This is a genomic window from Aeromonas sp. s1(2024), from assembly GCF_040908005.1.
GTDB lineage: Bacteria > Pseudomonadota > Gammaproteobacteria > Enterobacterales > Aeromonadaceae > Aeromonas > Aeromonas caviae.
This window is the reverse complement of sequence record NZ_JBFOCW010000073.1, coordinates 25,192-51,295: the sequence shown is the minus strand read 5'-3', so window position 1 is coordinate 51,295 and position 26,104 is coordinate 25,192. Positions and strand designations below refer to the sequence as shown.

The window sequence follows — 26,104 nt, the reverse complement described above, 5'->3', positions numbered from 1 at the left end:
AACGATAACCAACTGGCGATGTTATTCACGCTGGCCAACCTGTTTCGGGCGGACCAAATGATACGTCAGTGGGAGAGATCTCACTAAAAACTGGGGATAACGCCTTAAATGGCGAAGAAACGGTCTAAATAGGCTGATTCAAGGCATTTACGGGAGAAAAAATCGGCTCAAACATGAAGAAATGAAATGACTGAGTCAGCCGAGAAGAATTTCCCCGCTTATTCGCACCTTCCCTAGCCCACTATCACAATGTGGATTTGACCCCATAGTTCCAGACACTTTTTCCCGCTTAGGGTTGTGATACCCGACTGCGCAGAAATTCCCGAGGTGAACGGTATCCCAAGGCGCTGTGCGGGTGGTGTTCGTTATAATGCTCAAACGCGATGGCCAAATTGCCTACCGCTGTTCGGCTATCTGGTTTCGGCATCATCTCGATATAGTCTCGCTTCATCGTCTTCACGAAGCACTCCGCTATACCGTTGCTCTGTGGGCTTCTCACCGCAGTCGTTTTGGGCTCCAACCCGATTTCTCGTGCAAACGCGCGGGTCTCATGGGCTCGATACGCCGAACCATTATCAGTCAGCCACTCCACCGGTGATGCCGGCAACGCATCCCCGAAGCGACGCTCAACAGACCTCAGCATGACATCTTGCACCGTGGCACTGTCGTAACCCCCGGTACTGGCAGCCTAGTCCAAGGTTTCCCTGTCACAGCAGTCCATGGCGAACGTGACTCGTAGTTTTTCACCGTTATCGCAGCGAAACTCGAAGCCATCTGAGCACCAACGTCGATTGCTCTCCTTGACGGCAACACGCCCCTGATGTGCCCGCTGGGTCAATGGTGCAGCCGGTTTTCTTTCCAGCAACAGGCCATGATCGCGCATGACGCGATATACCCGTTTGGCGTTTACCACAGGCTGTCGTGTTGCCTCTGACCGACGCCGTAACAGCGCCCAGACTCGACGATAGCCATAGGAGGGAAGCTCAGCCATCGCCTCCATGATCCGGCCAAGTAAGGCAGCATCATCATGCAGGCGATGATGACGACCATCTTGCCAACCTGGTTTTCGATGAACACGAACGGATAGCTGCGCACGCGATACATTAAGGGCCTGGCTCACAGCACTTAATCGTCGTCCCCCGGCAACAAGGGCGCATGCGCAATCCATTTTTTGCTCGACCAACCTCTACGGCTTCTTTGAGGATCTCGTTCTCCATGGTTTTCTTCCCGAGCAGACGCTGGAGCTCTCGGATCTGCTTGATGGCAGCAACCAACTCGAAGGCTGTAACAACATCCTCACCGGCGGTGATCGCCGTGAGAGAGCTTTCCTGGAATTGCTTACGCCATTTGAAAAGCTGGTTGGCGTTGACGTCGTGCAAGCGAGCTACATGAGAGACGGTCATTCCGGGCTCAAAGGTCTGCTGCACGATGGAGATCTTTTCCGGCGTCGACGACGCTCAGCCCCTGTTAACATAGATGGTCGCCCCGGTTTGCCAAGCCCTCAATCAATGAAAGTGAGTCAGGTGGAGATTGCAGCCATAGATCCGGATTTCACCGAGGCAACAGCCTCTATCCCTGATGGAATTCGCTGACTGGCTCCTCTATCACTTACAGCGCACTTAACGACGTGCTGTGTTAACACCGGGTTTTGCCAGCCACGGTCTGACCTGTCTCGCCATCACTTCATGATTGCCTGCGCAATCTGTGCTTCATTATCATTGCCAACCGTCTTGTTGCAGGGCTGTCAGCCCGCCCTTACTAAACCTGTTTTTCATGCGGCCATGCCATTGTGAGCATCATATTTTCTGTCGTGTGCCAGCAATGCCCAGATGATTCTAGCCGTCTGCGCTACCGCCGCCACGTTAGGGTTGCGCCGTGCCATCACCCCGGCCAACCAGCTTCCTGCAAACGACTCCTTGTGTTCTGCTACTCGTAGCACCGCCCGAGCGCCATGAATTAACAGTGTGCGCAAGTAGCTGTCGCCGCGCTTGCTGATCCCCAGCAGGGTCTGCTTGCCACCGCTGGAGTGTTGCCGTGGCACCAACCCCAGCCACGCGGCCAACTGCCTGCCATTCTGGAAATTTCTCGGATTGCCAATGGAGGCCACCAGGGCGCTGGTGGTGATAGGACCTATACCGGGTAGCTGTGCCAATGTTTGGCTGGCGACACTGTCTCGATGCCAGCGTACGCTCGCTTCCTCCAGCTCGTTGACCTGCTTATTGAGTTCCTTGAGGTGCTCGTGGAGTCGCATCAGCAACAGGCGAAACGTCCCTGGCAAGCAGTTTTCACTGTCCTCCAGGAATTCGGGAACACGCTGGCCGATGTGGGTGATGCCCTGGGGGATGATGAGCCCATATTCCGCCAAAAGTCCTCGGATCTGGTTGGCCTGGGCGGTCCTGGCCTTGACGAACCCCTGCCTAGCACGATGCAGGGCTAGGACGGCTAACTGTTCGCTGCTCTTTATCGGCACGAAGCGCATGGTTGGCCGGGTTACCGCTTCGTAAATGGCCTCGGCATCGGGGGCATCATTCTTGTTTGTTTTGACGTAGGGTTTGACGAATTGAGGTGCCATCAGCTTGACGGTATGCCCCAGACCTTGCAGCTTGTTGGCCCAGAAATGGGCGCTACCACAAGCTTCCATGCCGATCAGACAGGCGGGCAAGTTGGCAAAGAAAGTGATCATCTGGTCCCGCTTGAGCTGCTTTTTCAGAAGCACTTTGCCGCGCTCATCCACGCCATGAACCTGCAGGACATTTTTGGCCAAATCGATGCCAATCGTGGTGATTTTCATAGCGTTCGCCTCTCTACAGTCAGTGGGAATATCTTTGCCACATTGGCACGTTAGATGCCGTTTGGGGAGGGGCGACCATCCCATTACTTCGACCATCTTCTCGTTGCGACTAGTACTGAACATAGTTCCAAGACTACCTCTTAAGTTAAGAGGGGCGAAGTGTCTGGATCTTCAAGGGGCCAATCTAGGATCTTCAAGGGACCAATCTACAATGTGCCTAGCGTATCTCGGTGCCTGCTATTAACCAAAATCAGGTTAAACATAGATCCTTCATTGCCAATTAGAGTGAGCATAGTGCGAGTGCTATCTAGTCAATGCTTACGTTAATGAGTTTACCTTGTGGTAGCGCTTTCTCGATCTTTTATGAAAAAAGTAGATTTTTATTAGTTTTTATGTGATCTGGGTCACTTATTTGTTGTTCTTGTCACTGTCGCAGTGTAACCGATTGCATAAATTGTATCTCTCGTCACAGTACGCTGCATCATTAGTACGTACTCTTGCTGTCATGGGAGGGGATCTTGATGGTTCGCTCAAATGGTCGGCTTGTTATGTGAAATGGGTGGATACTTGATGAGCATTGAAAAACTGTTCGGATTGAACAAAAACTTGGTAATGTTTGGCGCCATATTCTTCCTTTACTTCTTTATAATGGGAGCTTACTTTCCTTTTTTTCCAATTTGGTTACATGATGTAAATGGCATCAGCAAGGCTGAAACTGGAATTGTCTTCGGCACAATTTCTTTATTTGCACTTCTATTTCAGCCTGTGTTTGGGCTGGTTTCTGACAAGCTAGGGCTGAAAAAGCATTTGCTCTGGATAATCATCGGATTACTGGTCTTCTTCGCGCCCTTCTTTCTTTATGTATTGGCACCATTGCTGAAATTGAACATCTATCTCGGTTCTATCGTAGGGGGCATGTACATAGGTTTTGTATTTGCAGGCGGGGCTCCAGCCATCGAGGCTTATGTTGAGAAGGTGAGTCGCTCCAGTCAGTTCGAGTTTGGCCGTGCAAGGATGTTTGGCGCAATAGGCTGGGCTCTCTGTGCCTCTATCGTAGGCATCATGTTTACCATTAACAATGAGTTCGTGTTCTGGATGGGGTCTGCTTTTGCTGTTGTAATGGCGGTTCTATTTTATTTTATAAACCCTGGTCGTGGAAGCACCAGTGAGGTGTTAGATAGTATTGGCGCCAATCAGAAAGGGTTTAGCATAAAACTGGCAATGAGGTTGCTGAAACAAGCAAAATTCTGGTTTTTCACCCTCTATGTAATCGGTGTAGCATGTACGTATGACGTATTTGATCAACAATTTGCAAACTTTTTTACCGCATTCTTTGATACAAAAGAAGAAGGTACTCGTTACTTTGGTTATGTCACCACTATGGGGGAGTTACTGAACGCCAGCATCATGTTTTTTGCCCCACTGATTGTGAATCGAATTGGCGGAAAAAATGCCCTGCTAATCGCTGGGACCATCATGTCTATTCGAATCATCGGCTCATCATTCGCCGAGACAGTTAGCCATGTCATTTTGCTGAAAACCCTGCATATGTTGGAAGTTCCATTCCTGTTAGTCGGCACATTCAAGTACATCACTAGTGAATTTGATGTTCGCTTTAGTGCGACTATCTGGTTGATTGGCTATCAGTTCTTCAAGCAGCTAGCAACCATGTTTATGTCTGTGTGGGCTGGCTCTATGTATGAGGTGATGGGCTTTCGTGAAACCTACTTGGTATTGGGCATTATTGCCGCAACTTTCACCTTTATTTCTATTTTTACCCTCTCAGGAATGGGGCCACTTGGGCTGTTAAAGGGTAGAACGATGGTTTCAAAAAAAGCCGCCAGTAACTAACCGAATGTTTTGTAATCAGAGATTTGAAAAAGGTTATAAAAGATGAATAACAGTATGACGTTACAACAAATCATTTATCGTGCCGATTGGCAAACACAGGCTGTGACCAGTGTAAATCGTTTACCCGCCCATACCCCCATGTTCAGCTGGCGCAGCGAAACCGATGCCAGGGGTGATCTGGCCTCTTCCTCCCGTCTCTTGCTCGATGGCGAGTGGCGCTTCTCCTTCTTTGCCGCTCCCGAATTGGTGCCCGAGAGCTGGCTGGCGCAGGATCTGGTGGATGCTTGCCCCATTACAGTGCCGGGCAACTGGCAGCTGGATGCCGCCTATCCAGCTGCGCGGCCGCTCACCGATGGCCCCATCTACACCAATATCAAGTACCCCTTTCCCTGCGATCCGCCCCGAGTGCCAGCAGAGAATCCTACTGGCTGCTACTCCCGCGAGTTCGAACTGCCCGCCGACTGGCTGGCAAGCGGACAGAGCCGGATCATCTTCGACGGGGTGAGCAGTGCCTTCCACCTCTTCTGCAACGGCCGCTGGGTCGGTTACTCCCAGGACAGCCGCCTGCCCGCCGAATTCGATCTGACCCCATATCTGCAGAGCGGTCGCAACCGGTTGGCGGTGCTGGTACTACGTTGGTCTGATGGCTCCTATCTGGAAGATCAGGATATGTGGTGGCTGTCGGGGATCTTCCGCTCCGTCAGCCTGCTGCACAAACCGTCCCGCCATCTGATGGATATGCGGGTGACCCCCGAGCTGGATGCCTGCTATCGGGATGGCCGTCTCAAGATTGCCCTGCAGGTCGCCAATGGGGCTGGCCTCTCGGTAGAGGCCAATCTCTATGACGGTAGCGAGCGGGTCGCGACCCTGCTCCAGCTGATCGGCACCCAAGCCATTGATGAGAAAGGGGCTTACGACGATCGCGCCGAGCTGTGGCTCGACGTGGCTGCGCCGCGCAAGTGGAGCGCCGAGACGCCCCATCTCTATCGCTTCACCCTGACCCTGCTGGACGAGCAGGGCCAAGCTATCGAGAGTGAGGCATGTGATGTGGGCTTTCGGGTGGTGGAGATCCGTGGCGGCCTGCTGCGGGTCAACGGTCAGCCGCTGCTTATTCGCGGTGCCAACCGTCACGAGCATCACCCTGCCAAGGGTTATGCCATTGATCGCGCCACCATGGAGCGGGATCTGCTGCTGATGAAGCGGCACAACTTCAATGCGGTGCGCTGTTCCCACTATCCCAACCACCCCGACTTCTATCGCCTCTGCGATCGGCTCGGTCTCTATGTGGTGGACGAGGCGAATCTGGAGACCCACGGCATGACCCCCATGGGGCGGCTGGCGCGGGATCCTGCCTGGAGCAATGCCTTTCTGGAGCGGGCCACCCGCATGGTGGCACGGGATTTCAACCACCCCTCCATCATCATCTGGTCGCTCGGCAACGAGTCGGGTTACGGCCCGGCCCACGATGCCATGTATGGCTGGATCAAGCGCAGCGACCCGAGCCGTCCGGTGCAGTACGAGGGGGGCGGGGCCGATACCCCGGCCACCGACATCATCTGCCCCATGTATGCCAGAACCCATCAGGATCAGCCCTTCCCGGCGGTGACCAAGTGGGCGCTGGCCAAGTGGATCGGTCTGCCCGACGAGCACCGGCCACTAATCCTCTGTGAATATGCCCACGCCATGGGGAACAGTCTGGGGGGCTACGCCCACTACTGGCAGGCGTTTCGCGATCATCCACGTCTGCAAGGCGGGTTTGTCTGGGATTGGGTCGATCAGGGGCTCGACAAATACACCGCCGATGGTCGCCACTACTGGGGTTATGGCGGCGATTTTGGTGATGTGCAAAACGATCGTCAGTTCTGCTGCAACGGTCTGCTGTTCCCTGATCGCACCCCCCATCCCGCTTTGTGCGAGGCGAAGCGTGCCCAGCAGCCGTTCCGCTTCACCCTGCTTGAGCACATCCCGCTGCGGGTGCGGATCGAGAGCGAATACCTGTTCCGGGAAACCGATAACGAGCGGCTTTGCTGGCAGCTGTGCGAGAACGGCCATGTGCAGCAGCAGGGGGAGATCTCCCTTGAGCTGGCACCGCAAGGGGTGGTCGAGTTGACCCTGAGCGAGACACTGCCCACCTTTGCGGCAGGCTCACAGGCCTGGCTCGATCTGGCGATCATTCAGCCACAAGCCACCTTGTGGTCGCAGGCGGATCACAAGGTCGCCCGCCAGCAGTTCACCCTGCCGACCCCTCTTTCCCTGCCAGCTCCCGCTGCTGTCGCCATCCTGACTGAGCAACCGGATGGTTGGCGGATCACTGCCGCAAACAGCCAGTGGCGGCTCGACAAGCAGAGCGGCCGTATCACCAGTTGGCAAAAATCGGGGAAGGAGCAGTTGCTGGCGCCGATCATGGATCACTTCTACCGGGCGCCGCTGGACAACGACATCGGCACCAGCGAGGCAGATCACGCTGATCCCAACTCCTGGATTGCCCGCTGGCAGGCGTGTGGCCTCGGTCAATGGCAGCACCGCTGTTTGGGGATCTCGGTCACCGGAGGGGATATCCGGGTCAGTCATGGCTACTTCCACCACGATGAGCTGCTGCTGGTGAGTCACTGGCATCACTGTTTTACCGACGATGGCGCCATGAGCCTGGAGATAGAGACTGAGCTGGCGCAGGCGTTGCCGTCGCTGCCGCGGATTGGTCTGCTGCTCCATCTGGCCGAAGTGCCGGTGCGCGCCGAATGGCTGGGGCGCGGTCCTCACGAGAACTATCCGGATCGCCTGCTGGGAGCCGATCTGGGGCACTGGAGCTTGCCGCTGGAGGCCATGCACACCCCTTACATCTTCCCGAGCGACAACGGTTTGCGCTGCGATACCCGTCAGCTGCAGCTGGGCAGCACGACAGTGAACGGCAGCTTCCATTTCAGTGCCAGCCGCTTCAGTCAGCAACAGCTGGCCGCCGCTCGTCACCAGAGCGATCTGGTGGCCGAAGAGGGGCTGTGGGTATGTCTCGATGGCGCCCACATGGGGGTGGGTGGCGATGACTCCTGGAGTCAGAGCGTGCGTCCCGAGTATCAGTTGCTGGGGCGCAGTTACCGCTGGGGTTGCACCCTTTACTAAGTGAAGTCTGCAAGACTATGATGATGAAGCGCCGGGTGATACCCGGCGCTTCTATTTTTATGAAATGTCATAAACACACCTCCTACACTAAATAGCTGTTCCGAATAGTAGATCACTGCACTCGTACAGCCTCGACAAGAGGCATTGAGCACACATCGAGGTCTGAGTCTTGCCACGTCAGGCTTTGCCACCTGATGGTAGAGATGCTTTACACCACAAGGCTTTCGGCAAAATGTAGCACTATTAGGGGCGCTGTTTCCCAAATCAACCATCAAGCCACAACCCCGCCGATAAACGCCGGCTCGGTGATCAGACACCCCGCATCTGCTCCAAAATGCGACATGTGTATGTAACCAGTATCGGCATGGGTATTGAGGCGGCATATACTGGACCCGCTTGAAGAGAGTCCCAGTCAGCCCCAACCAAGGAGCATGTTTATGTCACCTTCGTTACCCCCGCTCGGCGTGTTAGCTGGTGCCCTGTTACTGCTGGTGGTCCAGAGTGCCGGGGCCGCCGACTGTACCTATCGCAAAGACAGCCTCGGTAATACCCGCTACCAGTGTGATGATGGCAATAGCGGCACCCTGCGCAAGGACAGTCTCGGCAACGTCAGGGATTCGCAAAGCGGCACCACCTGGCGCAAAGACTCTCTCGGCAATGTGCGCAGCAGCGAAGGCACCACTTACCGCAAAGATAGTCTAGGCAATGTACGGGTCAGCAATCCCAGCACCGGCGAGACCGTCACCTGGCGTAAAGATAGCCTCGGCAACCTGCGGTCCTCCAATGGCACAACTTGTCGCACCAACTCCTTGGGGCAAGTTAGATGTGATGGGCAGAGCACACCGCCAGCAGTGTTGGGCGCAAAGTGAACCCAGACTGTGGTTCTGATCTATTAGACCGCCATGATGAATCGCTGACGCAGCGTACATCTTGGCCAAATAGTAGAAATGATCGATTTGGTGATCTGGCTTCATAGAGCTACCGTGCTCTCAGGCTTAGAATAACACTCTTTTTGATAGCATGAACTGAGCGCCGTTAGGGTCAATAGAACATTTATGAATAGCGAAGAAGGTGCCAGTTGGCCTTCCCGTACTGCGGATTGTCTGAAATGGCACTGACTCGATTTTTTTACCCCTAACTCTCTGTTAATCTGAGCGTTTTCTGCTAGGTGCCTGCTTACTATGTCTATCGATTACTACAACCAACACGCCGATAGCTTCGTCGAAGGCACGCTGTCGGTCGATATGCAGCCGCTTTACCAGCGCTTCCTGCCTCTGCTCGCTCCCGGCGCTCATATCGTCGATGCGGGCTGCGGCTCTGGTCGGGACAGTCTCTACTTCCGAGAGCAGGGCTTTCAGGTCACTGCGTTCGATGCCAGCGCGGAGCTGGCCCTGCGCGCCGAGCGCCTGCTTGGTCAGCCGGTGCAACTGTGCCGTTTCGATCAGTTCGTGGCTCCCGCGCCGGTCGATGCCATCTGGGCCTGTGCCAGTCTGCTGCATGTTCCCCGTGCCGAATTGGATGCCGTAATGGTCCATCTGTGCCAGCAACTCGCCGACGGTGGTCTGCTCTATTGCTCGTTCAAATATGGGGTAGACGAGACCGAGCGCGATGGCCGAGCCTTCACCCAGTTGGATGAGGCGGGGCTGCAAGCCCTGATAACGCCGTTGCCGCTGAGCGAGGTCGAGATCTGGCAGACTGCGGATCGACGCCCCGGCCGCGAGCAGGAGTGTTGGCTTAACGCCATCGTGCGCAAGGTCGGGTCATGAGTGCACCCGTGCTCATCAGCGGGGGAGAGGCGGGGGATCCGGAGTTCAACGATCCCCTGTTGCCACATCTGCTGGACGCCATCGCCCGTTGTGGCGAGGGTAGCCGCATTGAGTTGTGTGTCTCCTTTATTCGCCAAAGCGGGCTGGTGTTGTTGCGCGGTGCCCTGCACGAGGCGCTGGCGCGAGGAGCACGGCTTCGGGTGATCACCTCGGACTATCTGGAGGTGACCCAGCCGGTGGCGCTGCGCGAGTTGCTCAAATTTGATCCCGCTCGCTCTTGCGCGCTGATCTACCAGAGTCAGGGCAATCGCGGTTTTCACCTCAAGTCCTATCTGTTTGTCCAGCACGCAGCCCAGTACCTAGGCCAGCAAGTTGGCCAGGAAGGGTCGCCAGCGGTGCTCGGTGGTCAGGCGTTTCTCGGCTCCAGCAATATCTCTGCCGCCGCCCTTACCGAGTCGCTGGAGTGGAACTGGTCGCTCAGGGCTGAGCCGAGCGGACCCAGCGAGCCGCATCACAGCCTGCGTCAGCTCGCGGCTCAAATCGAGCGGCTGGCGCAAGACGCGCGGGTCGTGCTCCTTACCCACGACTGGATAGATGGCTACCTCGCTCGCTATCGGCAGAGCGCGCTGCGGGAGTTGCGGGTGCTCACCGGGGATCATCGCAGCAGCGCCGAGCAGCTGCGTGAAGCCCCCATCCCCAACAGCGTGCAGCAAGAGGCGCTGATGGCGCTGCAAGCCGCGCGGGCACAGGGGCATAAACGGGGCGTGGTGGTCATGGCGACCGGCCTTGGTAAGACTTGGCTCGCGGCTTTTGATGTGCGCCAGATGCAGGCGGCCCGCCTGCTGTTTGTTGCCCATCGGGAGGAGATCCTGACCCAAGCGCGCCAGACCTTCTTGCACATGGCGCCGCAGGCAAATTCTGGCCTCTATCACGGTCAGCAGCAGGATGAGGCCGACTGGTTGTTTGCCTCCATTCAGACGCTGGGCAAGAGTCGGCATCTGCTGCGCTTTGCACCGGATCACTTCGATTACGTGGTGGTCGATGAGTTTCATCATGCCGCCTCACCCTCCTACCGGCGCTTGCTAAACCACTTCAAGCCCCGCTTCCTGCTCGGGCTGACCGCGACCCCTGACCGCACCGATCAGGCCGATATTCTGGCGCTGTGCGACAACAATCTCGTCTTTGAACGGGGGCTGGCGCTCGCCATTGAGCAAAAGATGCTGGTGCCGCTCACCTATCACGGCATTTTGGATGACACTATCGACTATGCCGCGCTGCCTTGGCGCAACGGTCAGTTTTACCCCCATGCGCTGGAGAGTGCCTTCGCCAGTCAGAAGCGGGCTCAGCACGCCCTTAGCCAGTGGCGACGTTTACGCCAGCAGCGCACGCTGGCCTTCTGCATCTCGACCCGTCATGCCGATTTTATGGCCAGCGTCTTCCAGCAAGCCGGAGTGCGGGCGGTAGCCGTCTATGCGGGCTCCCGTCAGGGGCGACAAGCCGCCCAGGAGCAATTGGCCGCCGCCGAGCTCGATATCATCTTCTCGGTAGATTTGTTCAACGAAGGCACCGACTTGCCCGCCATCGATACCGTGCTGATGCTGCGTCCCACCGAGTCGCGCATCGTGTTCCTGCAACAGTTGGGGCGGGGCTTGCGCCTCTATCAAGGCAAAGAACGCCTGGTGGTGATCGATCTGGTGGGCAATCACAAGGCGTGTCTCTACAAGCCTCAGCTGCTGCAAACGCAATTGACCTACTCGCCAACGCACGCAAACGGGGCGATGACGCTGGCGGCAGGTTGTTTTATCAATCTGGATCCCAAGCTGCTTCCGTTGCTAGCGCTGTTAAAAAGGCAGCAGCAACCGACTCTGCTTGAGACCTATCAGATCCTCAAGGACCTCGGTTATCGTCCCACTGCGCGGCAAACCTGGGTTGCCCGGCTGGGTGAGCAACTGCGTTTCGATACCCAAAAACAGGGGGGCTGGTTTGAGCTGCTCGCCCAAGCGGGCGATCTGGGGGAGGAGGAGCTGCGCGTGCTGAACCGGCACGGCGACTTTCTGCGTGCGGGGGTGGAGAACACCGTGCTCAACAAGAGCTTCAAGTTGATCCTGCTATTGGCCTTGCTCGAACTCGACGGTCTGCGTGAGCCACCCACCTTGGCAGCGCTGGCCAGCCACTCCCGTTACCTGTTCGAGCGGCATCCCGAGCTGGCCCGTCTCGATCTGCCGGCCAAGCAGCAAGCCCTGAGCGCCGACAGCCCGGCTTGGCTCAGTTACTGGAAGAGCAATCCGATCAAGTTCAGCAGTGGCGGCAATCCAGGCGCCAAGGGGGAGTACTGGTTCGAGGTAAGGGAGGATCGCTTCTGCCCACGCTTCGCGGTGAGTGAGGAGGATATCGATCCTCTGCATCGCATGGTGCAAGAGCTGCTGGACTTGCGTCTGGCCCAATATCAGCAGCGCAAAATCGCATCGGCAGCCGCCATTTCCCCTGAGCCCTTCACAACTATCCACGATGAGGAACAGGCGCTGGCGCCTGATGGCAAAGCGCGTCAGGTGACCCTGATTTAAGGCTGGCTATCCGATAGCACGATCAGTGTAAAAACCAGCAGTGTGAAAACAATCAAGGCGCCAGTGGCGCCTTGATTGTTTGATGAGATGGTCGGTCACCGCTGGCCATTACCTAAACAGCCATTCCATATCGTCCTCTTCCTCATCCCACCTCATTTGCTTCTGATCCCAGCGGGCCGCCAGATAGGGTTTGAGGGTCTGCAGGGTGGTGATCTCGGCCAGCTGGGCAGTCAGGTGGTCGATATCACGCAGCAAATAGTCCCGATGTTCGGCAAAGGCCTGCTCGGTCTTTTTCTTGGATGATTGCTTGAATTTGTGCAGCACCGCGCCCATTAGCCCGTCTTGCCCGCCGTAGTAGCTGACTTCGAGCTCGCGTAGCTGGCGTTTCAGCATCGGGTTGAGGTAAGCGAGGTTCTCGTCACTGAGCAGGTTATCGAACTCGGGCAGGTGGGTGTGGGCCAGCTGCAACAGGGTGAACATCTCTTTGTTTTCCCAGGCCTGGCTGAGTTGGCCCATGATGCGGGTCTTTTCCGCCTGCATGACGGGGTCGGGTTCCCGATCCGGGTGCAGCGCCAGGGCGAGCTTGCGATAGAGCTGCTTGAGGCTGGATTTGCTGAACAACTGTTCGATGCGCGCCTCTTCCTCTTGCTCACGACGTGTGCGCGCGTGGGCAAAAGCATCTTGCTGCTCAGTGCCGAAGAGAGGCTCATCGGCAAACAACTCATCATCGTCGAAGCGGGCATCCTCTTCTTTATCGACGGTGTTGCACTCTTCGGCCATATGCTGGCGCGCCGCATTCATCATGTACTCGTTCAACCGATCGGGGTTTTTGAGCATCTCGCGCAAGGTATCGATGTCATCGGGGCAGTGGCCACAAGTCTCCATCAGCATCTGGGTAAGAACGTCACACTGATAGTCGAGCTGTTCGTCATCCATGTGCAGGGCGGTATTGGTTTGGATTTGGTGAAAGAGGGGAGCCAAATCCATCTCGCCACGAAACGGATTGGACTCGATATAGCTGATGAGATCGTGGATCCAGTGGTGCAAGGTCTCCCGCTGCCACAGGGTAAAGCTCTTGCGAGCCGTAAAATCGACCAGGCGCTTGGCGAGGGCAAAGATGAGCTCGCACTGTTGACGCTCAAGGGGTTCTATTTCGCTGGTGAAACGCTGATAGATATCGCGGCCGTTGAGGGCTTGCTTGTCGATCTTTGCCTGTAGCTTTTCGAGCGCTTGCCAGTTGCGGTGGAAGAGATCGAGGGCGGGGTTGCCCGTCGCGGGGGAGGGCTGGCGAGCGGGCTGCTTGCGACCCGGATGACGAAGAGACATAAGCCGCCTCCATGGGCGTTAATTGATTCGCTAAAACAAAAAACCGACGCGGGGCCGGTTTATCGCCGCGCATAAATTGCGCGAAGTCTGCCTTGCTGATGAGTTGCCGGCCATATTCAAGCCTTTCATTTCTTTCGCAACAGATAGCAACAACAGAGAAATAATGGGGTGGCTGATGGGGCTCGAACCCACGACAACCGGAATCACAATCCGGGACTCTACCAACTGAGCTACAGCCACCACTGAAATCATCGCCATTTTGTGTCTGCCAAGGCGTGGCCAAGGTCATCTTGAGATAATCTGCCGAATGGACGATAAGTCACACTCTTCGTCAATAACTCAATGATTTAAAACACATTTTAAATGGCGCGCCCTGCAGGATTCGAACCTGCGACCCACGGCTTAGAAGGCCGTTGCTCTATCCGACTGAGCTAAGGGCGCGTTGTATCAAGAAATCCGGGGATTTCCCGATGAACCTGGTCGGTGATAAAGGATTCGAACCTTTGACCCTCTGGTCCCAAACCAGATGCGCTACCGGGCTGCGCTAATCACCGAAAATTCGCCATCCAGCATACCTTCGGCGGCACCACTGGGCAACGGGCGGGCATCATACCCAAGCGCCAAAGTCAGCGTCAACGACTTTTTCCACCAGTAAATTCAAGTGCCTACTTATTGCCCTCCCTGCGAGAGCCGCTAACACCCGCGCCAAAAAAATGCGACAATGCGCCGCAGTTGAACACATGGTGAGTGAAGAACGATGTCTGCCAAAATCATTGATGGAAAACAGGTTGCGCAAACGATTCGCAATCAGGTCGCAGCGCAAGTCCAACAGCGGTTGGCGCAGGGGAAACGGGCACCGGGTCTGGCGGTGATCCTGGTGGGGCTGGATCCGGCCTCCCAAGTCTATGTGGGCAGCAAACGTCGCGCTTGTGAAGAGGTGGGATTTGTCTCCCGCTCCTATGACCTCAGCGCCACGGCGACACAAGCGGAGCTGCTGTCCCTGATCGACCAGCTCAACGAGGATCCGGAAGTGGACGGCATCCTGGTGCAGTTGCCCTTGCCGGCCCACTGCGATACCACCCAGGTACTGGAGCGCATTCGTCCCGACAAGGACGTTGATGGCTTCCATCCCTACAACGTGGGTCGTCTGGCCCAGCGCATCCCGGCGCTGCGACCCTGCACCCCCAAGGGGATCATGACCCTGATCGAGACCACAGGCGTCAAGACCCACGGTCTGCATGCGGTGGTGGTCGGGGCTTCCAACATCGTGGGGCGCCCCATGACGCTGGAGCTGCTGCTGGCCGGTTGCACCACCACCACCTGTCACCGCTTCACCCAGGATCTGGAGACCCAGGTGCGCCGGGCCGACTTGCTGGTCGTGGCGGTGGGCAAGCCCAACTTCATTCCGGGGGAGTGGGTCAAACCCGGTGCCCTGGTGATCGACGTGGGCATCAACCGCCTTGCGGACGGCTCCCTGGTGGGAGATGTGGAGTATGAGACCGCGCGCAATCATGCCGCCTTCATCACGCCGGTACCGGGGGGCGTGGGCCCCATGACGGTCGCCAGCCTGATGGAGAACACCCTGAGCGCCTGCCAGGATTACCACGACGCCTGATGAGGGCGCCGGGCAGAAAAATAGAAAGGGAAGGCATTGCCTTCCCTTTTTTTATTGCGTCACTCCCCCGGATCGCCACTGGATATCAGAGGAGGGCCAGGGCGGCGGCCAGATCGGCAATCAGATCGTCGGCGTCTTCCACCCCGATGCTGAAGCGGATGAGATCGTCATTGACCCCGGCGGCGAGGCGGCTCGCCTCGTCCATGGCGGCGTGGGTGGTGCTGGCCGGATGGCAGGCCAGGCTCTCGAGATCGCCGAGGCTCACCGCCTGCACGAAGAGTTGCAGGTTGTCGAGCAGGGTAGCGCTGCGCTCAAACCCCCCTTCCAGCTCGATGCTCACCATGCCGCCAAAGCCGCTGGCGAAGGCGCCGAGGGCATCGTGGCCCGGATGGCTGGCAAGGCCCGGGTAGATCACCTTCTTCACCGCCGGGTGGGCATCCAGGAACTCGGCCACCTTCTGGGCGTTGTGCAGGTGGGCATCCATGCGCAGGGGAAGGGTCTTGACCCCCCGTTGCAGCAGGTAGGCCTCCTGCGGGCCGATGGGAGAGCCGATGTGCTTGAGGGCCACGGTGCGAATCGACTTCATCAGCTCATGACGACCCGCCACCACCCCGGCGATGATGTCGCCGTGACCGCCCAGATACTTGGTGCCGCTGTGCATGACGATGTCGATGCCAAGCTCGAGCGGGCGCAGCAGGTAGGGGGTGAGGAAGGTGTTGTCACATACCGTGATGGCGCCCACCTTGCGGGCCGCCTCCACCACCACCCGCGGATCCACCACCTTGAGGGTGGGATTGGTCAGGGTTTCGAACAGTACCACCTTGGTGGCGGGGCGGATGTTGGCCAGCAGCGCCTGATCGCTCTCGTAGGCGGTGATCTTGATGCCGGCGCGGCTGAAGGTCTGCTTGAGGAAGGCATCGGTGCCGCCGTAGAGGGGGCCGATATAGGCCACTTCATCACCGCTGTCGGCCAGGGCATACATGATGGCACTCACCGCCGCCATGCCGCTTGCCACCACCAGTGCCTCATCTGCACCTTCGAGGGCTGCCAGCTTCTGCTCCAGCTCGGCGGTGGTGGGGTTGCCAAAGCGGCTGTAGATGAAGCCGGGAGCCTGACCGGCGAAGCGCTCCTTGCCCGCCTGGGCGTTGAAGTAGCTGAAGGTGCTGCTCTGGTAGAGCGGGGTGGTGAGGGCGCCGGTCTGGGGATCGATCCGCTGGCCGCTGTGCACGCTCATGGTCTTGAATTTCATTTTTGTACTCCGTCATTGCCAGGCTGTTGCCCGACTGCTTGTGTTATCCGGGGCGCCGTCGCGCCCCTTTTCTAATGTCGTGTGGCGGGTTGTCAGACTAGCGCTGGCTCGCGCTGCGGCTCGCCTGCATAGTGGCGGGCCGCCACATCCGGGTGGGAGCGCAGCCTCCCCTTGAGCACGTTTTCCCCCACCTGATAAAAGAGCGGGTTGGCGGGATCGCTCTGGGGCCCTTCGGCCAGCGCCGCCAGCTCGGGGGAGAGGCTAAGCAGTGGCACAGTCGCATCCAGCCTTGCCGCCATGAAGAAGGCGCAGGAGAGGCGCGATACCCCGGGAGGCGGGCTCACCACCCGGTGCAGGGTGGCCTTGAGGTAGCCGTCGGACGCGAGCTCCAGCAGCTCGCCGATGTTGACCACCAGGGCGCCCGGCAGGGGGGGCGCGGGGATCCAGCCATCTGCCGTCTCCACCTCGAGCCCGGAGTGATCGTCCTGCATCACCAGGGTCAGGTAGCCGGGATCCTTGTGGGCACCTACCCCCTGACCACTGCTGCCTTCCGGTTGTCCGGGGTAGTGAATGAGCTTCATGTGCTGGTAGGGGGCACCGCGAATGCTCTCATCAAATACTCCGGCGGGCTGCCCCAGCACCTCTGCGAAGGCATCCAGCAGGGTGAGGGTGATGTCGCTCAGTCGATCCTGCCATGCCAGCAGCCGTGTCTTCATCTCGGGCAGGGCGGCGGGCCACTGGTTGGGGCCGATGAGGCGCTGCCAGGGTTCACGAATGTGCGCCACAGGCAGGGCCTGGGCCTCGTTCATGATATCGAACTGCTCCCGCAGATCCGGCCGTGCCCGGGTGGCTCTGCCCCCACCTGGTTGTAGCCGCGAAAGTGGGGGGAGTGGACCATCTGCACCGCCAGTTTTTCTTCAAGTGGCAGGGCGAAGAAGCGGGCGGCGAGCGCCAGGGTCTCCTGGCGCGCCGATTCGCTCAGATCATGGCCCACCAGATAGAAAAAGCCCACTTCGCGGGCGGCCTGGCCAAGCTGCGCCAGCATCTGGCTGCGTGCAGCCGGGGTGCCCTTGAGGGCGGCGAGATCGATGATCGGCAATGATGGGGTGGTCATGGGCATCTCCTCACTTTCCGTGAACGGGGTCTGCGTGCCCCGGCGTGCGGGGTGTTGCGAAACCGGGGCGCACTCTTCTTGAGTGGCGCCGTTTGGGTTGAGGGTGATGCTACTGTTCGAGGTTATAAGGTGGAAGCAACAAAATATTCTTAGTTATATACAAAATTCGAAATGGAATTCGGACTTGAGCGAATGGAACGAGCAACGGGCGGCTCAGGCGGCGATCTGCCGTACCGGGTGAGAGCGACATTGGCGTGACGGGATAGACGCGGGAGAGAAAAGGCGGAGGGAGGCATCCGCCTCCCTCCGTGGGACTGTCATGGGAAGGGTTGCTGGCGCGCCTTTCCTCAATAACCCAGGGTGAAACGCTGGCGCAGGTGAGCCGGTGCTTGCACCTCGTTCAGCACCCCGTCCGCCAGATCGCCGACCGTGATCCCGGCGGGCTGCTCGCCGCTGAACAGCACCTGATCCGTGCCAAGGCGGTAACCGCCGCGCTTCTCGCCGGGTTCGAGGAACACGGGTGGGGAGACGAAACGCCAGTCGAGGGTGGTTTCCCGGCGAAGGGCGGTGAGACCATCCCGGGCCGCGAGGGCCCCTTGCTTCCACTCTGCCGGGAACTCCGGGGTGTCCACCAGCTGCACGCCCGGGGCGATTTCCAGACTGCCGGCACCGCCGACCACCAGCAGCCAGCTCCCGGCGTCGTTGGCGGCGGCCACGATAGCGCTGGCCCCCTTGAGGTACTGATCGTAGATGTCCGTGGCACTCCAGCCCGGGTTGTAGGCACTGATCACCCGATCGTGCCCCTTGAGCACCTTGGCCAGTGCCTGGCTGTCCTGGGCGTCCACCGCCACGGCGGTGACTTGCGGGTGAGCGGCGACCTTGCTCACGTCACGCACGATGGCGGTGACCTGATGACCGCGGCTGACGGCCTCCTGGAGGATGGCTGAACCGACAAAACCGCTGGCACCGATGAGGGCAATCTTCATGGGAATTCTCCTTCACTGTGGGAATGGGGCTATCCTACGCCCCCGAGTGTGATTTAATAATCCACTTAAAATTGCATTCACTTGTAAGCAGGGCTTCATAATGGATCAGCTCAGACGCTACGCCATCTTCGCGGCCGTGGTGGAGGCGGGCAGCATGACCGGCGCCGCCAAGGCCCTCGGCATGACCCCGTCCGCCGTCAGCCAGCATATCAGCCAGCTGGAGAGCCTGCTCGGCCTCACCCTGCTGCACCGCTCCACCCGCCGCCTCAGCCTGACCGAGGCGGGGGAAGTGGTGTGGCAGGGTTGCCAGTCGTTGCAGCAGACCCTGAACGACACCGAGCTGCGCCTCTCGGAGGTGCGCGACAGCCTGCTCGGAGAAGTGCGGATCACCGCGCCGGTGGGGATGGCGGGCCAGCCCCTGGCGCGGGCGCTCTCGCCGCTGCTGCAGGCGCACCCGGGCCTGGGCATCCAGATCATTGCCGACGACGAGAAGCGGGATCTCATCAAGGATCGCATCGACGTGGCGCTGCGGGTCGGCACGCTTGAAGATTCCACCCTGGTGGCGCGCAGACTGGGTCAGACCCGGATGCTGCTGTGTGCCTCGCCCGCCTATCTGGCACGCAAGGGCACGCCGCGCAGCCCGGCGGATCTGCTGGCCCACGACTGGCTGGCCTCGGACATGCTGGGGGGTGGGATACTGCTGCTGGACGAGAAGGGGGAGGCCCACAAGATCAAGCCCAAGCCCAGGGTGCTGTGCAACAACGTCTTGCCCCTGCGCCAGTTCACCCTGGCAGGGCAGGGGATTTCGCTGCAACCGGAAGGTGAAATAGAAGAAGATATCGCCACCGGTCGATTGCTCGTGCTGCTGCCGGGCTTTTTGGCCCCTCCCATGGAGATCCATGCCATCACCCCCCAGCGGGAGATCCCGGAGAAGGTGCGGCGGGTGATCAGCGCCCTTCGCAGCCACTTTGCCGAGCATGGCCAGAGCCGTCTACCCTGAGCGGGGCGGGATGAATAGCCAGGCGGTGCGCCGGCCTTGCGGTCGGCGCGACACCCCTGTTTAATGTGGCCCTCCCGGGCCAGAGCGCCCTCTGCTGGCGTGGTCTCAAGCGCATCATGACACCGACTTCTCCCCACCCACTCCGTGAGCCGGCACCCGAGGCGCGCGCCCACCTCATCCGCATCGAGCGAGTGCTCGACTACATCCATGCCAATCTGGATCAGCCGCTCTCCCTGGAGGCGCTGGCCCGGCAGAGCTGCTGGTCCCGCTGGCAGTTGCAACGGGTATTCCTGCATGAGACGGGCCAGACGGTGGCTCACTATGTGCGCGAGCTGAAGCTGAGCATGGCGGCGGAGGCGCTGCTCTCCACCCGGCTGCGGGTGCTGGATGTGGCGCTGGATCACGGGTTTGGCTCGGAAGTGAGTTTCAGCCGCGCCTTCAAGCAGCAATTTGGCTGCTCGCCGCTGGCGTATCGCAAGCGGGGCCTGCGGCTGGGGTTGCGCACGCCCCTGGTGCGGGCGGCGGTCCCCCGCTCTGCCTCTCCCAACCTGGTGCAGGTGCGCATAGAGAGCCTGCCGGCGTTCACCTTGCAGGGAGTCAGTGGCACGATCCGGGGGTTGTTCGATGCCTCACCGGATTTTCAGCAGACGGTGCCCGCCATCTGGCGAGCGCTGCGCGAGACGGGGGCGCTGGACCTGTCGAGGGAATGGCTGGGGGTGGTGGGTGTATCGGGGGCAGGGGAACGGCTGCCTTACTGGGCCGGGGTGACCACGACGGCGCCTACGCCCCCCGGCCTGTCGAGTCTCAACGTGCCGGCTCAGGAGTATGCCGTGCTCACCCACAAAGGACCCATTGCCCAGCTGGGGGAGAGCCTGCACTGGTTCATCCTGCACTGGCTGCCGGAGTCGGCATACTGGGGGCTGGACGGTTTCGAACTGGAGCGCTATGCCCCCGGCTTTGACGGCCAGCAGCCCGACGCCACCATGGAGTACTGGCTGCCCGTCGCCCCTCGTTAGGGAAGGAGGCTCACCCCGGCATGGCGCCGGGATGGCTCCGGGCGTGTGGCGCTGGTCAGGAGATCAGTGAACTGGGCCGGTGGCAGCGGCTTGGCGAAGTAGAAGCCCTGCAGGTAGTCGATGCCATAGTGGCGTGCCATCTCGGCCTGTTCCTGGGTCTCCACCCCTTCGGCGACCAGAGCCAGCCCCATGCGATGGGCGAGATCCAGGATGTTTTCGACGATATGGCGGGAGGGGCCTTCCTCTTTCATTCCCTTGATAAAGCTGCGATCGATTTTGATGATGTCCACATGGAACATCTGCAGATAGCAGAGGCTGGAGTGGCCGGTGCCAAAGTCATCGATGGCGATGAGCACGCCCAGCTCGTCCAGGGCATCGAAGATGGCGCGGGTCTGCTCGTCCGCATCCACCATCTCCCGCTCCGTCACCTCGAGCACCAGACGCAGATCCTGACCCGGGAAGGCGCGAAGAAAGTCGCGGCACTCGGCGACGATGTCCTGGTTTTTGAAGTGCTGGGCGCAGACATTGACGGCGACGTGAAAGCCGAGGGGCAGCCTGTTGGCCACCCCGACCAGATAATCCCGGGTCTGGGCCATCAACTGGCGAGTCATCGGCACTATGTAGCCGCACTCCTCCGCGAGGGGGATGAAGTGGTTGGGGGCAATCATCCCTTGTGTGGGATGACGCCAGCGCATCAGCACTTCACAACCGCGCAGGCGCCCCTGCCTGTCCATCACGGGTTGCAGATGGGGGATGAACTCCCGGGCCGCCATGGCTCTGGCAAGCTCGCTGCGAGGGGAGCCGCTGCGCCCCCTCAGATAGAAGGTGAGCAGCCCCAGCAACAGCGCCAGCACAGGGGCGGCAAGCAGGTTCTCCTGGTTGTACGCCCAGGCAAACGCCAGCACTTCCTTGTAACCGTTGAGCGCCACCAGGCGATAGGGATGAGCGGTGGGCTCGCTTTGTTGCAGACGCTGTCCCCCTTCCAGCAGGCGGGCTGCGGGCAGGGTCCTGCCGTGGCCATCGAGGGCCTGGTCCCCGAGGAGGAAGAAGAGGTTGTCCTCTCCCATCACGGCCTGCAAGGCGCCGAAGATGTGGAAGCCGTCCAGCTCCACCAGCAGGGTGCGATCGCCGGATGGCTGACGGTAGAGGATGGCGGTCTGCCCGGTGATGGGGCTGTGTCTGGCGAGGATCAGCGTCTGGTTGCCCGCCGGGCCACGGGGAATATCCCGGGTGAGGATGGGCCTGTGCAGGGTGGTACAGCGCAGTTGCTGCCCCTCCAGCACATAGAGTGCCCGCGCATAGGGGGAGGCGGTGATGAGGTCGCGCAGGGCCAGTTGCTCATCCTGGCAGCGGCCCATGGCGAGGGGGCGGGCGGCCTTAACCAGGGACTGACCGTCGTTGATGGCACTCTCTATCATGGCCCGGGCATGGTTCAGGCTGCGCGCGTTGTCCTTGCGAAGGCCGCTGGCCGCCTGCAGGAGGTTGAGGGCGGTGAGGCCGACCAGCAAGAGGAGCCCGAGCACGATGGCCAGACGCAGACGCTGTGCCAGGGGATCAGTCGGCATGGTGCACCCGATTCTTGCCGGCATCCTTGGCCTGATAGAGCGCCTGATCGACCCGCGCCAGCAGTTGCTCGGCGGACTCCTGTCGCCACAGTCCCAACCCGGCAGAGAAGGTCACCACCAGTTCCGGTTCGCGCCATGACCGCTGTGCCACCTGGGTGCGCCACTGTTCAATCAGCCTCCGTGCTCTGACGCTGTCCTCCCCGGGAATGATGATGGCCAGCTCCTCGCCGCCGTAGCGATAGAGGGTGGCCTCCTTGCCTGCAATCTGCCGCCCTTTCCGGGCCACCGCCCACAGGACGTCGTCACCGACCGGGTGGCCGTGGGTGTCATTGATGGATTTGAAGTTGTCCAGATCGATCAACCCCAGGCAGAAAGGGCGGCCGGCGATCAGCTGGTCGTCGAGTGCCTTGTCAAAGCAGCGGCGATTGAACAGGCCCGTCAGGGCATCCGTGTTGGACGCCTCCACGGCTTCCTGCATCTGGCGATGGCCGTTCTGGATCTCCTGGCGCAACTGATCCCCCGGTTTGCCCGCGTGGATGCGTCCGGCGCGCATCAGGGCGATGATCTCGAAGATCATCTTGCTGAGCACATGACGCAAGGACCACCAGCAGAGCAGGCAGATCAGCATGCAGCCCACCAGGGTGATCTGGAGCTGGTGGGACTCGCGGCTGCTTACCTCCTTGAACCTGGCATCGCTGACGGCATAGATGACGAACCAGTCCGGGTTGGAGAAGGAGTGGTAGTAGAGGTGGGTCTGGCGCTTTGCATCGAAGAGGTGGTCGGCGCCGTTGGTCATCTGCTCGATGAGCCGGCGGTCCACGCGATGGCGAAACAGGTTCCCCACATCCGAGTGCAGCAGGATGTCGCCTGCCCGATCGACCAGGTAGAACTCCCCCTTGAGAGGGCTCATGAGCTGACGCAGGGGATAGCTCATCTGCTCGAGATCCACGTTCATGGCCAGGGTGCCGAGGAAGAACCCCTCCTTGTCGAGCAGGGGGCGGGAGACGGAGACGCTGCGGCTCTTGTCATCGAACTTGCTGGTGTAGTGGTCGGTGTAGTGCACGAAGAGGGTTCGCACGGCGGCCGCGAGAAACCAGGGGCGCTCCCTGGCATCAACGTGCTCCTCGACCGGCAGATGGGGGATGGCGTTGAACCGCCCCTGCGGATCGGCGAGCAGGATGCTCTTCACATAGGGGGTGAGCGCCAACGTTTGCATCAGGGAGAGGCTAAGGGGCGTATGATCCTCATTGAGGAAGGCATCCAGGCCTGATTCATCGATGACACTGCCCGTTTCGTTGAGGACATGCTCCAGTGACTTGAACTGTGGCTCGATGGACTGGGTCGCCATGTTGTGCACGAACATGGCCGCCACCTTGTGGTACTTGCGCTCGGCAGAGGTCCGGATGCTGACACTGACGGCCATCAGGGCGATAAGCAGGGTCAGGATGATGACTCCGAAGGTGACGTTGAGCTGGGTATCGCAGTGCAGATTTTGGTGGGCGGTCTCATTCATAGGCGTGTGCTGATGGCTTGGTATTGTCTCAATCAGGGCTGATAAAAGGGTGGGCATGCTATCGCCTCCTTTATCAATAGCGATTGACCAGGATCAACAAGGGGAGGGAGAACGCGACCATACTTATCTGATGAGTGTGAATATGGTGGTGAAAATGCCGCCATGTTCTGAATATGTGATGGTTACTTTCTAATTGGCTGTGCAAGTGAAGGCGGTGTCCTTCATCAGGCGGCCATGATGGGCCTCCCTGAGAGCCTCGACGGCGTTGCCATGTTGCCTCCGATAACAGATGGCGTGCCTGCCACCCTCGCTTTCCCCGCTCCCCCGCCAACATGCCCCAAATTGTTAATATCGGGGCAAAATAGAACAATAAAATGCAAATGATATTTGTTACTATTCACATGCAGTAAGTAATCGAGGATCAGATGCAGCTTGTTCACCCCCCTTTGACCCTGGTCGCCGTGACCATCTCCACCCTGCTTGCAGGCTCTGTACAGGCCGCCGCGCCCGAAAGCCAGGATACGGCCACCGCCGACGAGACCCTGACCGTGCTCGGCCAGACCTATCGCAACACCGCGACCAAGACCCGGCTCGACCCCATCGAGACGCCCCAGGCCATCTCGGTGGTGGATGGGGAGACCCTGTCGCTGCGCGGTGTCAGTTCGGTGAGCGAGGCGCTGCGCTACGTGCCCGGTGTCAACACCGAGCTGCGGGGCGGGGCGGTCAATCGGCTGGATCTGTTCAACATCCGTGGCTTTGACAACTACCAGAACTTCTATGACGGCCTGCTGCTCCAGTACAACGACTGGAACCTGCAACCCCAGATCGATCCGGTGGCCATCGAGCAGCTGGAGGTGTTCAAGGGGCCGACATCGGTGCTCTATGGCAGCATGCCCCCCGGCGGCATGGTCAACCTCATCGCCAAGCGCCCCCAGCGGGAGAGCAAGCACAACGTGAGCGTGGCGACCGGCACGGGCACCCTCAAGGAGATGACCCTCGACAGCACCGGTGCCATCAACGAGCAGCTCGCCTATCGGCTGGTGGGACTGGCCCGGGAGAAGGATGGCCAGGCGGTGACCTCGAAGGAGGAGCGCTACGTCTTTGCGCCGTCCCTGGACTGGCAGCTCGGCGAGCGCACCCTGCTGAACCTCAACCTTTACTACCAGAAGGATCCCGAGGCCGGCATCTACACCACTGTGCCCGCCAGCGGCTCGGCCAAGTCCAACCCCCTGGGGCAGCTTGGCAGCGACACCTTCCTTGGCGACGAGAACTGGAACGAGTACAACCGGGACGTGACCCTGCTGGGCTACAAGCTGAGCCACGACTTCAACGAGCGCTGGCAGGTGCTGCAAAATGCCCGCTACATGGATGCGTCTGCCTATCAGCGCAACACCTACAACGCGGCCCTGGCGGCGGACAACCGCACCCTGGCCCGCAACGCCTATCTCACCGATGAAGACTCTCGCGGCGTTGTCATCGACAACCAGCTGGCGGGCAAGGTGCAGACGGGCTCTGCCCAGCACAACCTGCTGCTTGGGGTCGATTACCAGTACCTGGATGCCCATATCCTCTACCGGGATACCCTCGACTACTCGGCGCCCAGCATCGACATTTTCAACCCGAACCATAGCCAGATAGTCCCAGAGGCACTCACTTTCAACTACCAGGATAAAAAGGTGATCCGTCAGTCCCAGACCGGCGTCTATCTGCAGGATCAGGTGCGCCTCGATCGGCTGGTGGCCATCGGCGGCGCCCGCTACGACCGCTACCGGATGGACACCGACAGCCGGACCCTCTATCAGGGGGCGGACAGCCAGACCCTGGCCCACCTCGATCAGGACAACCTCTCCTTCCGCGTCGGCGCTCTCTATGAGCTGGATGGCGGCTTCTCCCCCTATGCGAGCTATGCCGAGAGTTTCGAGCCGGTGCCGGGGGCGGACAAGCAGGGTCAGGCGTTCAAACCGGCGACCGGTCATCAGTGGGAAGGGGGCGTCAAGTTCCTCTCCGACGACATGAGCAAGACTGCGACGCTGTCGGCGTTCCACATCACCAAGAAGAATGCCCTGGTGACGGACCCGGACAATGTCTACGGGCCCAAGCTGCAGACCGGGGAGACGGTCTCCAGGGGCATCGAGCTTGAGGGGAGAGCCGATCTCACCAGCCAGCTGGATCTGGCCCTCAACTACACCCTGATGGACATGGAGATCACGCGCGATACCACCACGTTGCAGGGCAAGACGCCGGTCTGGGTCCCCAGACAGATGGCGTCGCTGTGGAGCAACTACTACCCGGGTGGCAACCTCGAGGGGATGCGAGTGGGCGCCGGCCTGCGCTACGTGGGGGAGGCCGAGATGGATGCCGCCAACACCGACAAGGTACCGGACTACCTCCTGATGGACATGTCCGCCTCCTACGATCTCGCCGCCCTCAGCGCAAGCCTGAAGGGGGTGGGGGTATCGCTTGGTGCCAGCAACCTGTTCAACAAGACCTACTACTCCTGCTACGACCAGAACAACTGCTGGTTCGGGGCCGAACGAAGCGTGGAGGCGCGACTCAAATACGCATTCTGACCTTGCGCCCCGGCACGCGCCCGGGGCCCTTTCAACGAATGGGCGAGGAGAGGGCGCGCGG

At 59.7% G+C, this 26,104-nt stretch carries 15 protein-coding genes, 3 tRNA genes and 2 pseudogenes; 9 read left to right on the top strand and 11 right to left on the bottom strand.

What is annotated here, in order from left to right; translation table 11 throughout:
* Positions 1-289: 289 nt before the first annotated feature.
* Positions 290-1,474 (bottom strand): annotated as a pseudogene (locus tag AB5Y70_RS18145) (IS3 family transposase).
* Positions 1,475-1,771: 297 nt separating this feature from the next.
* Positions 1,772-2,791: an IS110-like element ISAs16 family transposase gene (locus tag AB5Y70_RS18140; protein ID WP_021140576.1), complete on the bottom strand. Its 1,020-nt coding sequence runs from the start codon at positions 2,789-2,791 to the stop codon at positions 1,772-1,774.
* A 570-nt stretch (positions 2,792-3,361) separates the two neighbouring features.
* Here AB5Y70_RS18140 and AB5Y70_RS18135 point away from each other — a divergent pair.
* The 5 genes from AB5Y70_RS18135 to AB5Y70_RS18115 all read left to right on the top strand — a co-directional run bounded on the left by AB5Y70_RS18135 (position 3,362) and on the right by AB5Y70_RS18115 (position 12,089).
* Positions 3,362-4,642: an MFS transporter gene (locus AB5Y70_RS18135; RefSeq protein ID WP_232092383.1), complete on the top strand. Its 1,281-nt coding sequence runs from the start codon at positions 3,362-3,364 to the stop codon at positions 4,640-4,642.
* Between the two features lie 54 nt (positions 4,643-4,696).
* Positions 4,697-7,759, top strand: a complete 3,063-nt coding sequence (locus AB5Y70_RS18130; protein ID WP_082030016.1) for a beta-galactosidase — start codon at positions 4,697-4,699, stop codon at positions 7,757-7,759.
* 437 nt (positions 7,760-8,196) lie between these two features.
* Positions 8,197-8,628, top strand: a complete 432-nt coding sequence (locus AB5Y70_RS18125; RefSeq protein WP_021140579.1) for a hypothetical protein — start codon at positions 8,197-8,199, stop codon at positions 8,626-8,628.
* A gap of 312 nt (positions 8,629-8,940) precedes the next feature.
* A complete protein-coding gene (locus AB5Y70_RS18120; protein ID WP_005330546.1) occupies positions 8,941-9,525 on the top strand; it encodes a bifunctional 2-polyprenyl-6-hydroxyphenol methylase/3-demethylubiquinol 3-O-methyltransferase UbiG in 585 nt (194 codons plus the stop codon).
* Complete coding sequence (locus AB5Y70_RS18115) at positions 9,522-12,089, top strand: DEAD/DEAH box helicase family protein (protein ID WP_368176091.1); 2,568 nt, start codon at positions 9,522-9,524, stop codon at positions 12,087-12,089. Before AB5Y70_RS18120 ends, AB5Y70_RS18115 begins: the two co-directional genes overlap by 4 nt.
* A gap of 108 nt (positions 12,090-12,197) precedes the next feature.
* Here AB5Y70_RS18115 and AB5Y70_RS18110 read toward each other — a convergent pair whose 3' ends face one another.
* The 4 genes from AB5Y70_RS18110 to AB5Y70_RS18095 form a co-directional block, all read right to left on the bottom strand.
* The gene (locus tag AB5Y70_RS18110) at positions 12,198-13,415 is read right to left on the bottom strand and encodes a J domain-containing protein (protein WP_109422568.1); all 1,218 of its coding nucleotides are present in this window, start codon (positions 13,413-13,415) and stop codon (positions 12,198-12,200) included.
* A gap of 164 nt (positions 13,416-13,579) precedes the next feature.
* Positions 13,580-13,655, bottom strand: a tRNA-His gene (locus AB5Y70_RS18105).
* A 124-nt stretch (positions 13,656-13,779) separates the two neighbouring features.
* Positions 13,780-13,856, bottom strand: a tRNA-Arg gene (locus AB5Y70_RS18100).
* A gap of 36 nt (positions 13,857-13,892) precedes the next feature.
* Positions 13,893-13,969: transfer RNA gene (locus AB5Y70_RS18095), tRNA-Pro, on the bottom strand.
* A 203-nt stretch (positions 13,970-14,172) separates the two neighbouring features.
* On the opposite strand from AB5Y70_RS18095, the gene folD reads away from it, so the two are divergent.
* Positions 14,173-15,030 carry a bifunctional methylenetetrahydrofolate dehydrogenase/methenyltetrahydrofolate cyclohydrolase FolD gene (gene folD, locus AB5Y70_RS18090; protein ID WP_010674955.1) on the top strand — a complete coding sequence of 286 codons (858 nt, stop codon included), beginning with the start codon at positions 14,173-14,175 and terminating at the stop codon, positions 15,028-15,030.
* 85 nt (positions 15,031-15,115) lie between these two features.
* Here folD and AB5Y70_RS18085 read toward each other — a convergent pair whose 3' ends face one another.
* The 3 genes and pseudogenes from AB5Y70_RS18085 to AB5Y70_RS18075 all read right to left on the bottom strand — a co-directional run bounded on the left by AB5Y70_RS18085 (position 15,116) and on the right by AB5Y70_RS18075 (position 18,379).
* Entirely contained in the window at positions 15,116-16,279 is a 1,164-nt protein-coding gene (locus AB5Y70_RS18085) for a PLP-dependent aspartate aminotransferase family protein (protein ID WP_010674954.1), read from the bottom strand.
* Between the two features lie 92 nt (positions 16,280-16,371).
* Positions 16,372-17,393: pseudogene (locus AB5Y70_RS18080) on the bottom strand (isopenicillin N synthase family dioxygenase).
* Positions 17,394-17,740: 347 nt separating this feature from the next.
* Positions 17,741-18,379: an NAD(P)-dependent oxidoreductase gene (locus AB5Y70_RS18075; RefSeq protein ID WP_010674953.1), complete on the bottom strand. Its 639-nt coding sequence runs from the start codon at positions 18,377-18,379 to the stop codon at positions 17,741-17,743.
* A 100-nt stretch (positions 18,380-18,479) separates the two neighbouring features.
* Between AB5Y70_RS18075 and AB5Y70_RS18070 the strand changes: the two genes are divergently transcribed.
* Both AB5Y70_RS18070 and AB5Y70_RS18065 read left to right on the top strand, forming a co-directional pair.
* Positions 18,480-19,379, top strand: a complete 900-nt coding sequence (locus tag AB5Y70_RS18070) for a LysR family transcriptional regulator (RefSeq protein ID WP_010674952.1) — start codon at positions 18,480-18,482, stop codon at positions 19,377-19,379.
* A gap of 116 nt (positions 19,380-19,495) precedes the next feature.
* Positions 19,496-20,395, top strand: a complete 900-nt coding sequence (locus AB5Y70_RS18065; protein WP_029314618.1) for an AraC family transcriptional regulator — start codon at positions 19,496-19,498, stop codon at positions 20,393-20,395.
* Here AB5Y70_RS18065 and AB5Y70_RS18060 read toward each other — a convergent pair.
* Complete coding sequence (locus AB5Y70_RS18060; protein ID WP_010674950.1) at positions 20,392-21,960, bottom strand: EAL domain-containing protein; 1,569 nt, start codon at positions 21,958-21,960, stop codon at positions 20,392-20,394. The two genes, AB5Y70_RS18065 and AB5Y70_RS18060, sit on opposite strands and share 4 nt — an antisense overlap.
* Positions 21,950-23,473, bottom strand: coding sequence for a diguanylate cyclase (locus AB5Y70_RS18055; RefSeq protein WP_010674949.1), 1,524 nt, complete (start codon positions 23,471-23,473; stop codon positions 21,950-21,952). Before AB5Y70_RS18055 ends, AB5Y70_RS18060 begins: the two co-directional genes overlap by 11 nt.
* 425 nt (positions 23,474-23,898) lie before the next feature.
* On the opposite strand from AB5Y70_RS18055, the gene AB5Y70_RS18050 reads away from it, so the two are divergent.
* Entirely contained in the window at positions 23,899-26,043 is a 2,145-nt protein-coding gene (locus AB5Y70_RS18050) for a TonB-dependent siderophore receptor (protein ID WP_010674948.1), read from the top strand.
* The last annotated feature ends 61 nt before the right edge of the window (positions 26,044-26,104 follow it).

What these genes read in the sequence shown, in the direction of transcription:
- AB5Y70_RS18110 (WP_109422568.1), bottom strand. Translation starts at nt 13,415, where the DNA reads ATGTCTCTTCGTCATCCGGGTCGCAAGCAGCCCGCTCGCCAGCCCTCC.
- AB5Y70_RS18085 (WP_010674954.1), bottom strand. Translation starts at nt 16,279, where the DNA reads ATGAAATTCAAGACCATGAGCGTGCACAGCGGCCAGCGGATCGATCCC.
- AB5Y70_RS18120 (WP_005330546.1), top strand. Translation starts at nt 8,941, where the DNA reads ATGTCTATCGATTACTACAACCAACACGCCGATAGCTTCGTCGAAGGC.
- AB5Y70_RS18140 (WP_021140576.1), bottom strand. Translation starts at nt 2,791, where the DNA reads ATGAAAATCACCACGATTGGCATCGATTTGGCCAAAAATGTCCTGCAG.
- AB5Y70_RS18065 (WP_029314618.1), top strand. Translation starts at nt 19,496, where the DNA reads ATGACACCGACTTCTCCCCACCCACTCCGTGAGCCGGCACCCGAGGCG.
- AB5Y70_RS18060 (WP_010674950.1), bottom strand. Translation starts at nt 21,960, where the DNA reads ATGCCGACTGATCCCCTGGCACAGCGTCTGCGTCTGGCCATCGTGCTC.
- AB5Y70_RS18050 (WP_010674948.1), top strand. Translation starts at nt 23,899, where the DNA reads ATGCAGCTTGTTCACCCCCCTTTGACCCTGGTCGCCGTGACCATCTCC.
- AB5Y70_RS18125 (WP_021140579.1), top strand. Translation starts at nt 8,197, where the DNA reads ATGTCACCTTCGTTACCCCCGCTCGGCGTGTTAGCTGGTGCCCTGTTA.
- AB5Y70_RS18135 (WP_232092383.1), top strand. Translation starts at nt 3,362, where the DNA reads ATGAGCATTGAAAAACTGTTCGGATTGAACAAAAACTTGGTAATGTTT.
- AB5Y70_RS18115 (WP_368176091.1), top strand. Translation starts at nt 9,522, where the DNA reads ATGAGTGCACCCGTGCTCATCAGCGGGGGAGAGGCGGGGGATCCGGAG.
- AB5Y70_RS18075 (WP_010674953.1), bottom strand. Translation starts at nt 18,379, where the DNA reads ATGAAGATTGCCCTCATCGGTGCCAGCGGTTTTGTCGGTTCAGCCATC.
- AB5Y70_RS18130 (WP_082030016.1), top strand. Translation starts at nt 4,697, where the DNA reads ATGACGTTACAACAAATCATTTATCGTGCCGATTGGCAAACACAGGCT.
- folD (WP_010674955.1), top strand. Translation starts at nt 14,173, where the DNA reads ATGTCTGCCAAAATCATTGATGGAAAACAGGTTGCGCAAACGATTCGC.
- AB5Y70_RS18055 (WP_010674949.1), bottom strand. Translation starts at nt 23,473, where the DNA reads ATGAATGAGACCGCCCACCAAAATCTGCACTGCGATACCCAGCTCAAC.
- AB5Y70_RS18070 (WP_010674952.1), top strand. Translation starts at nt 18,480, where the DNA reads ATGGATCAGCTCAGACGCTACGCCATCTTCGCGGCCGTGGTGGAGGCG.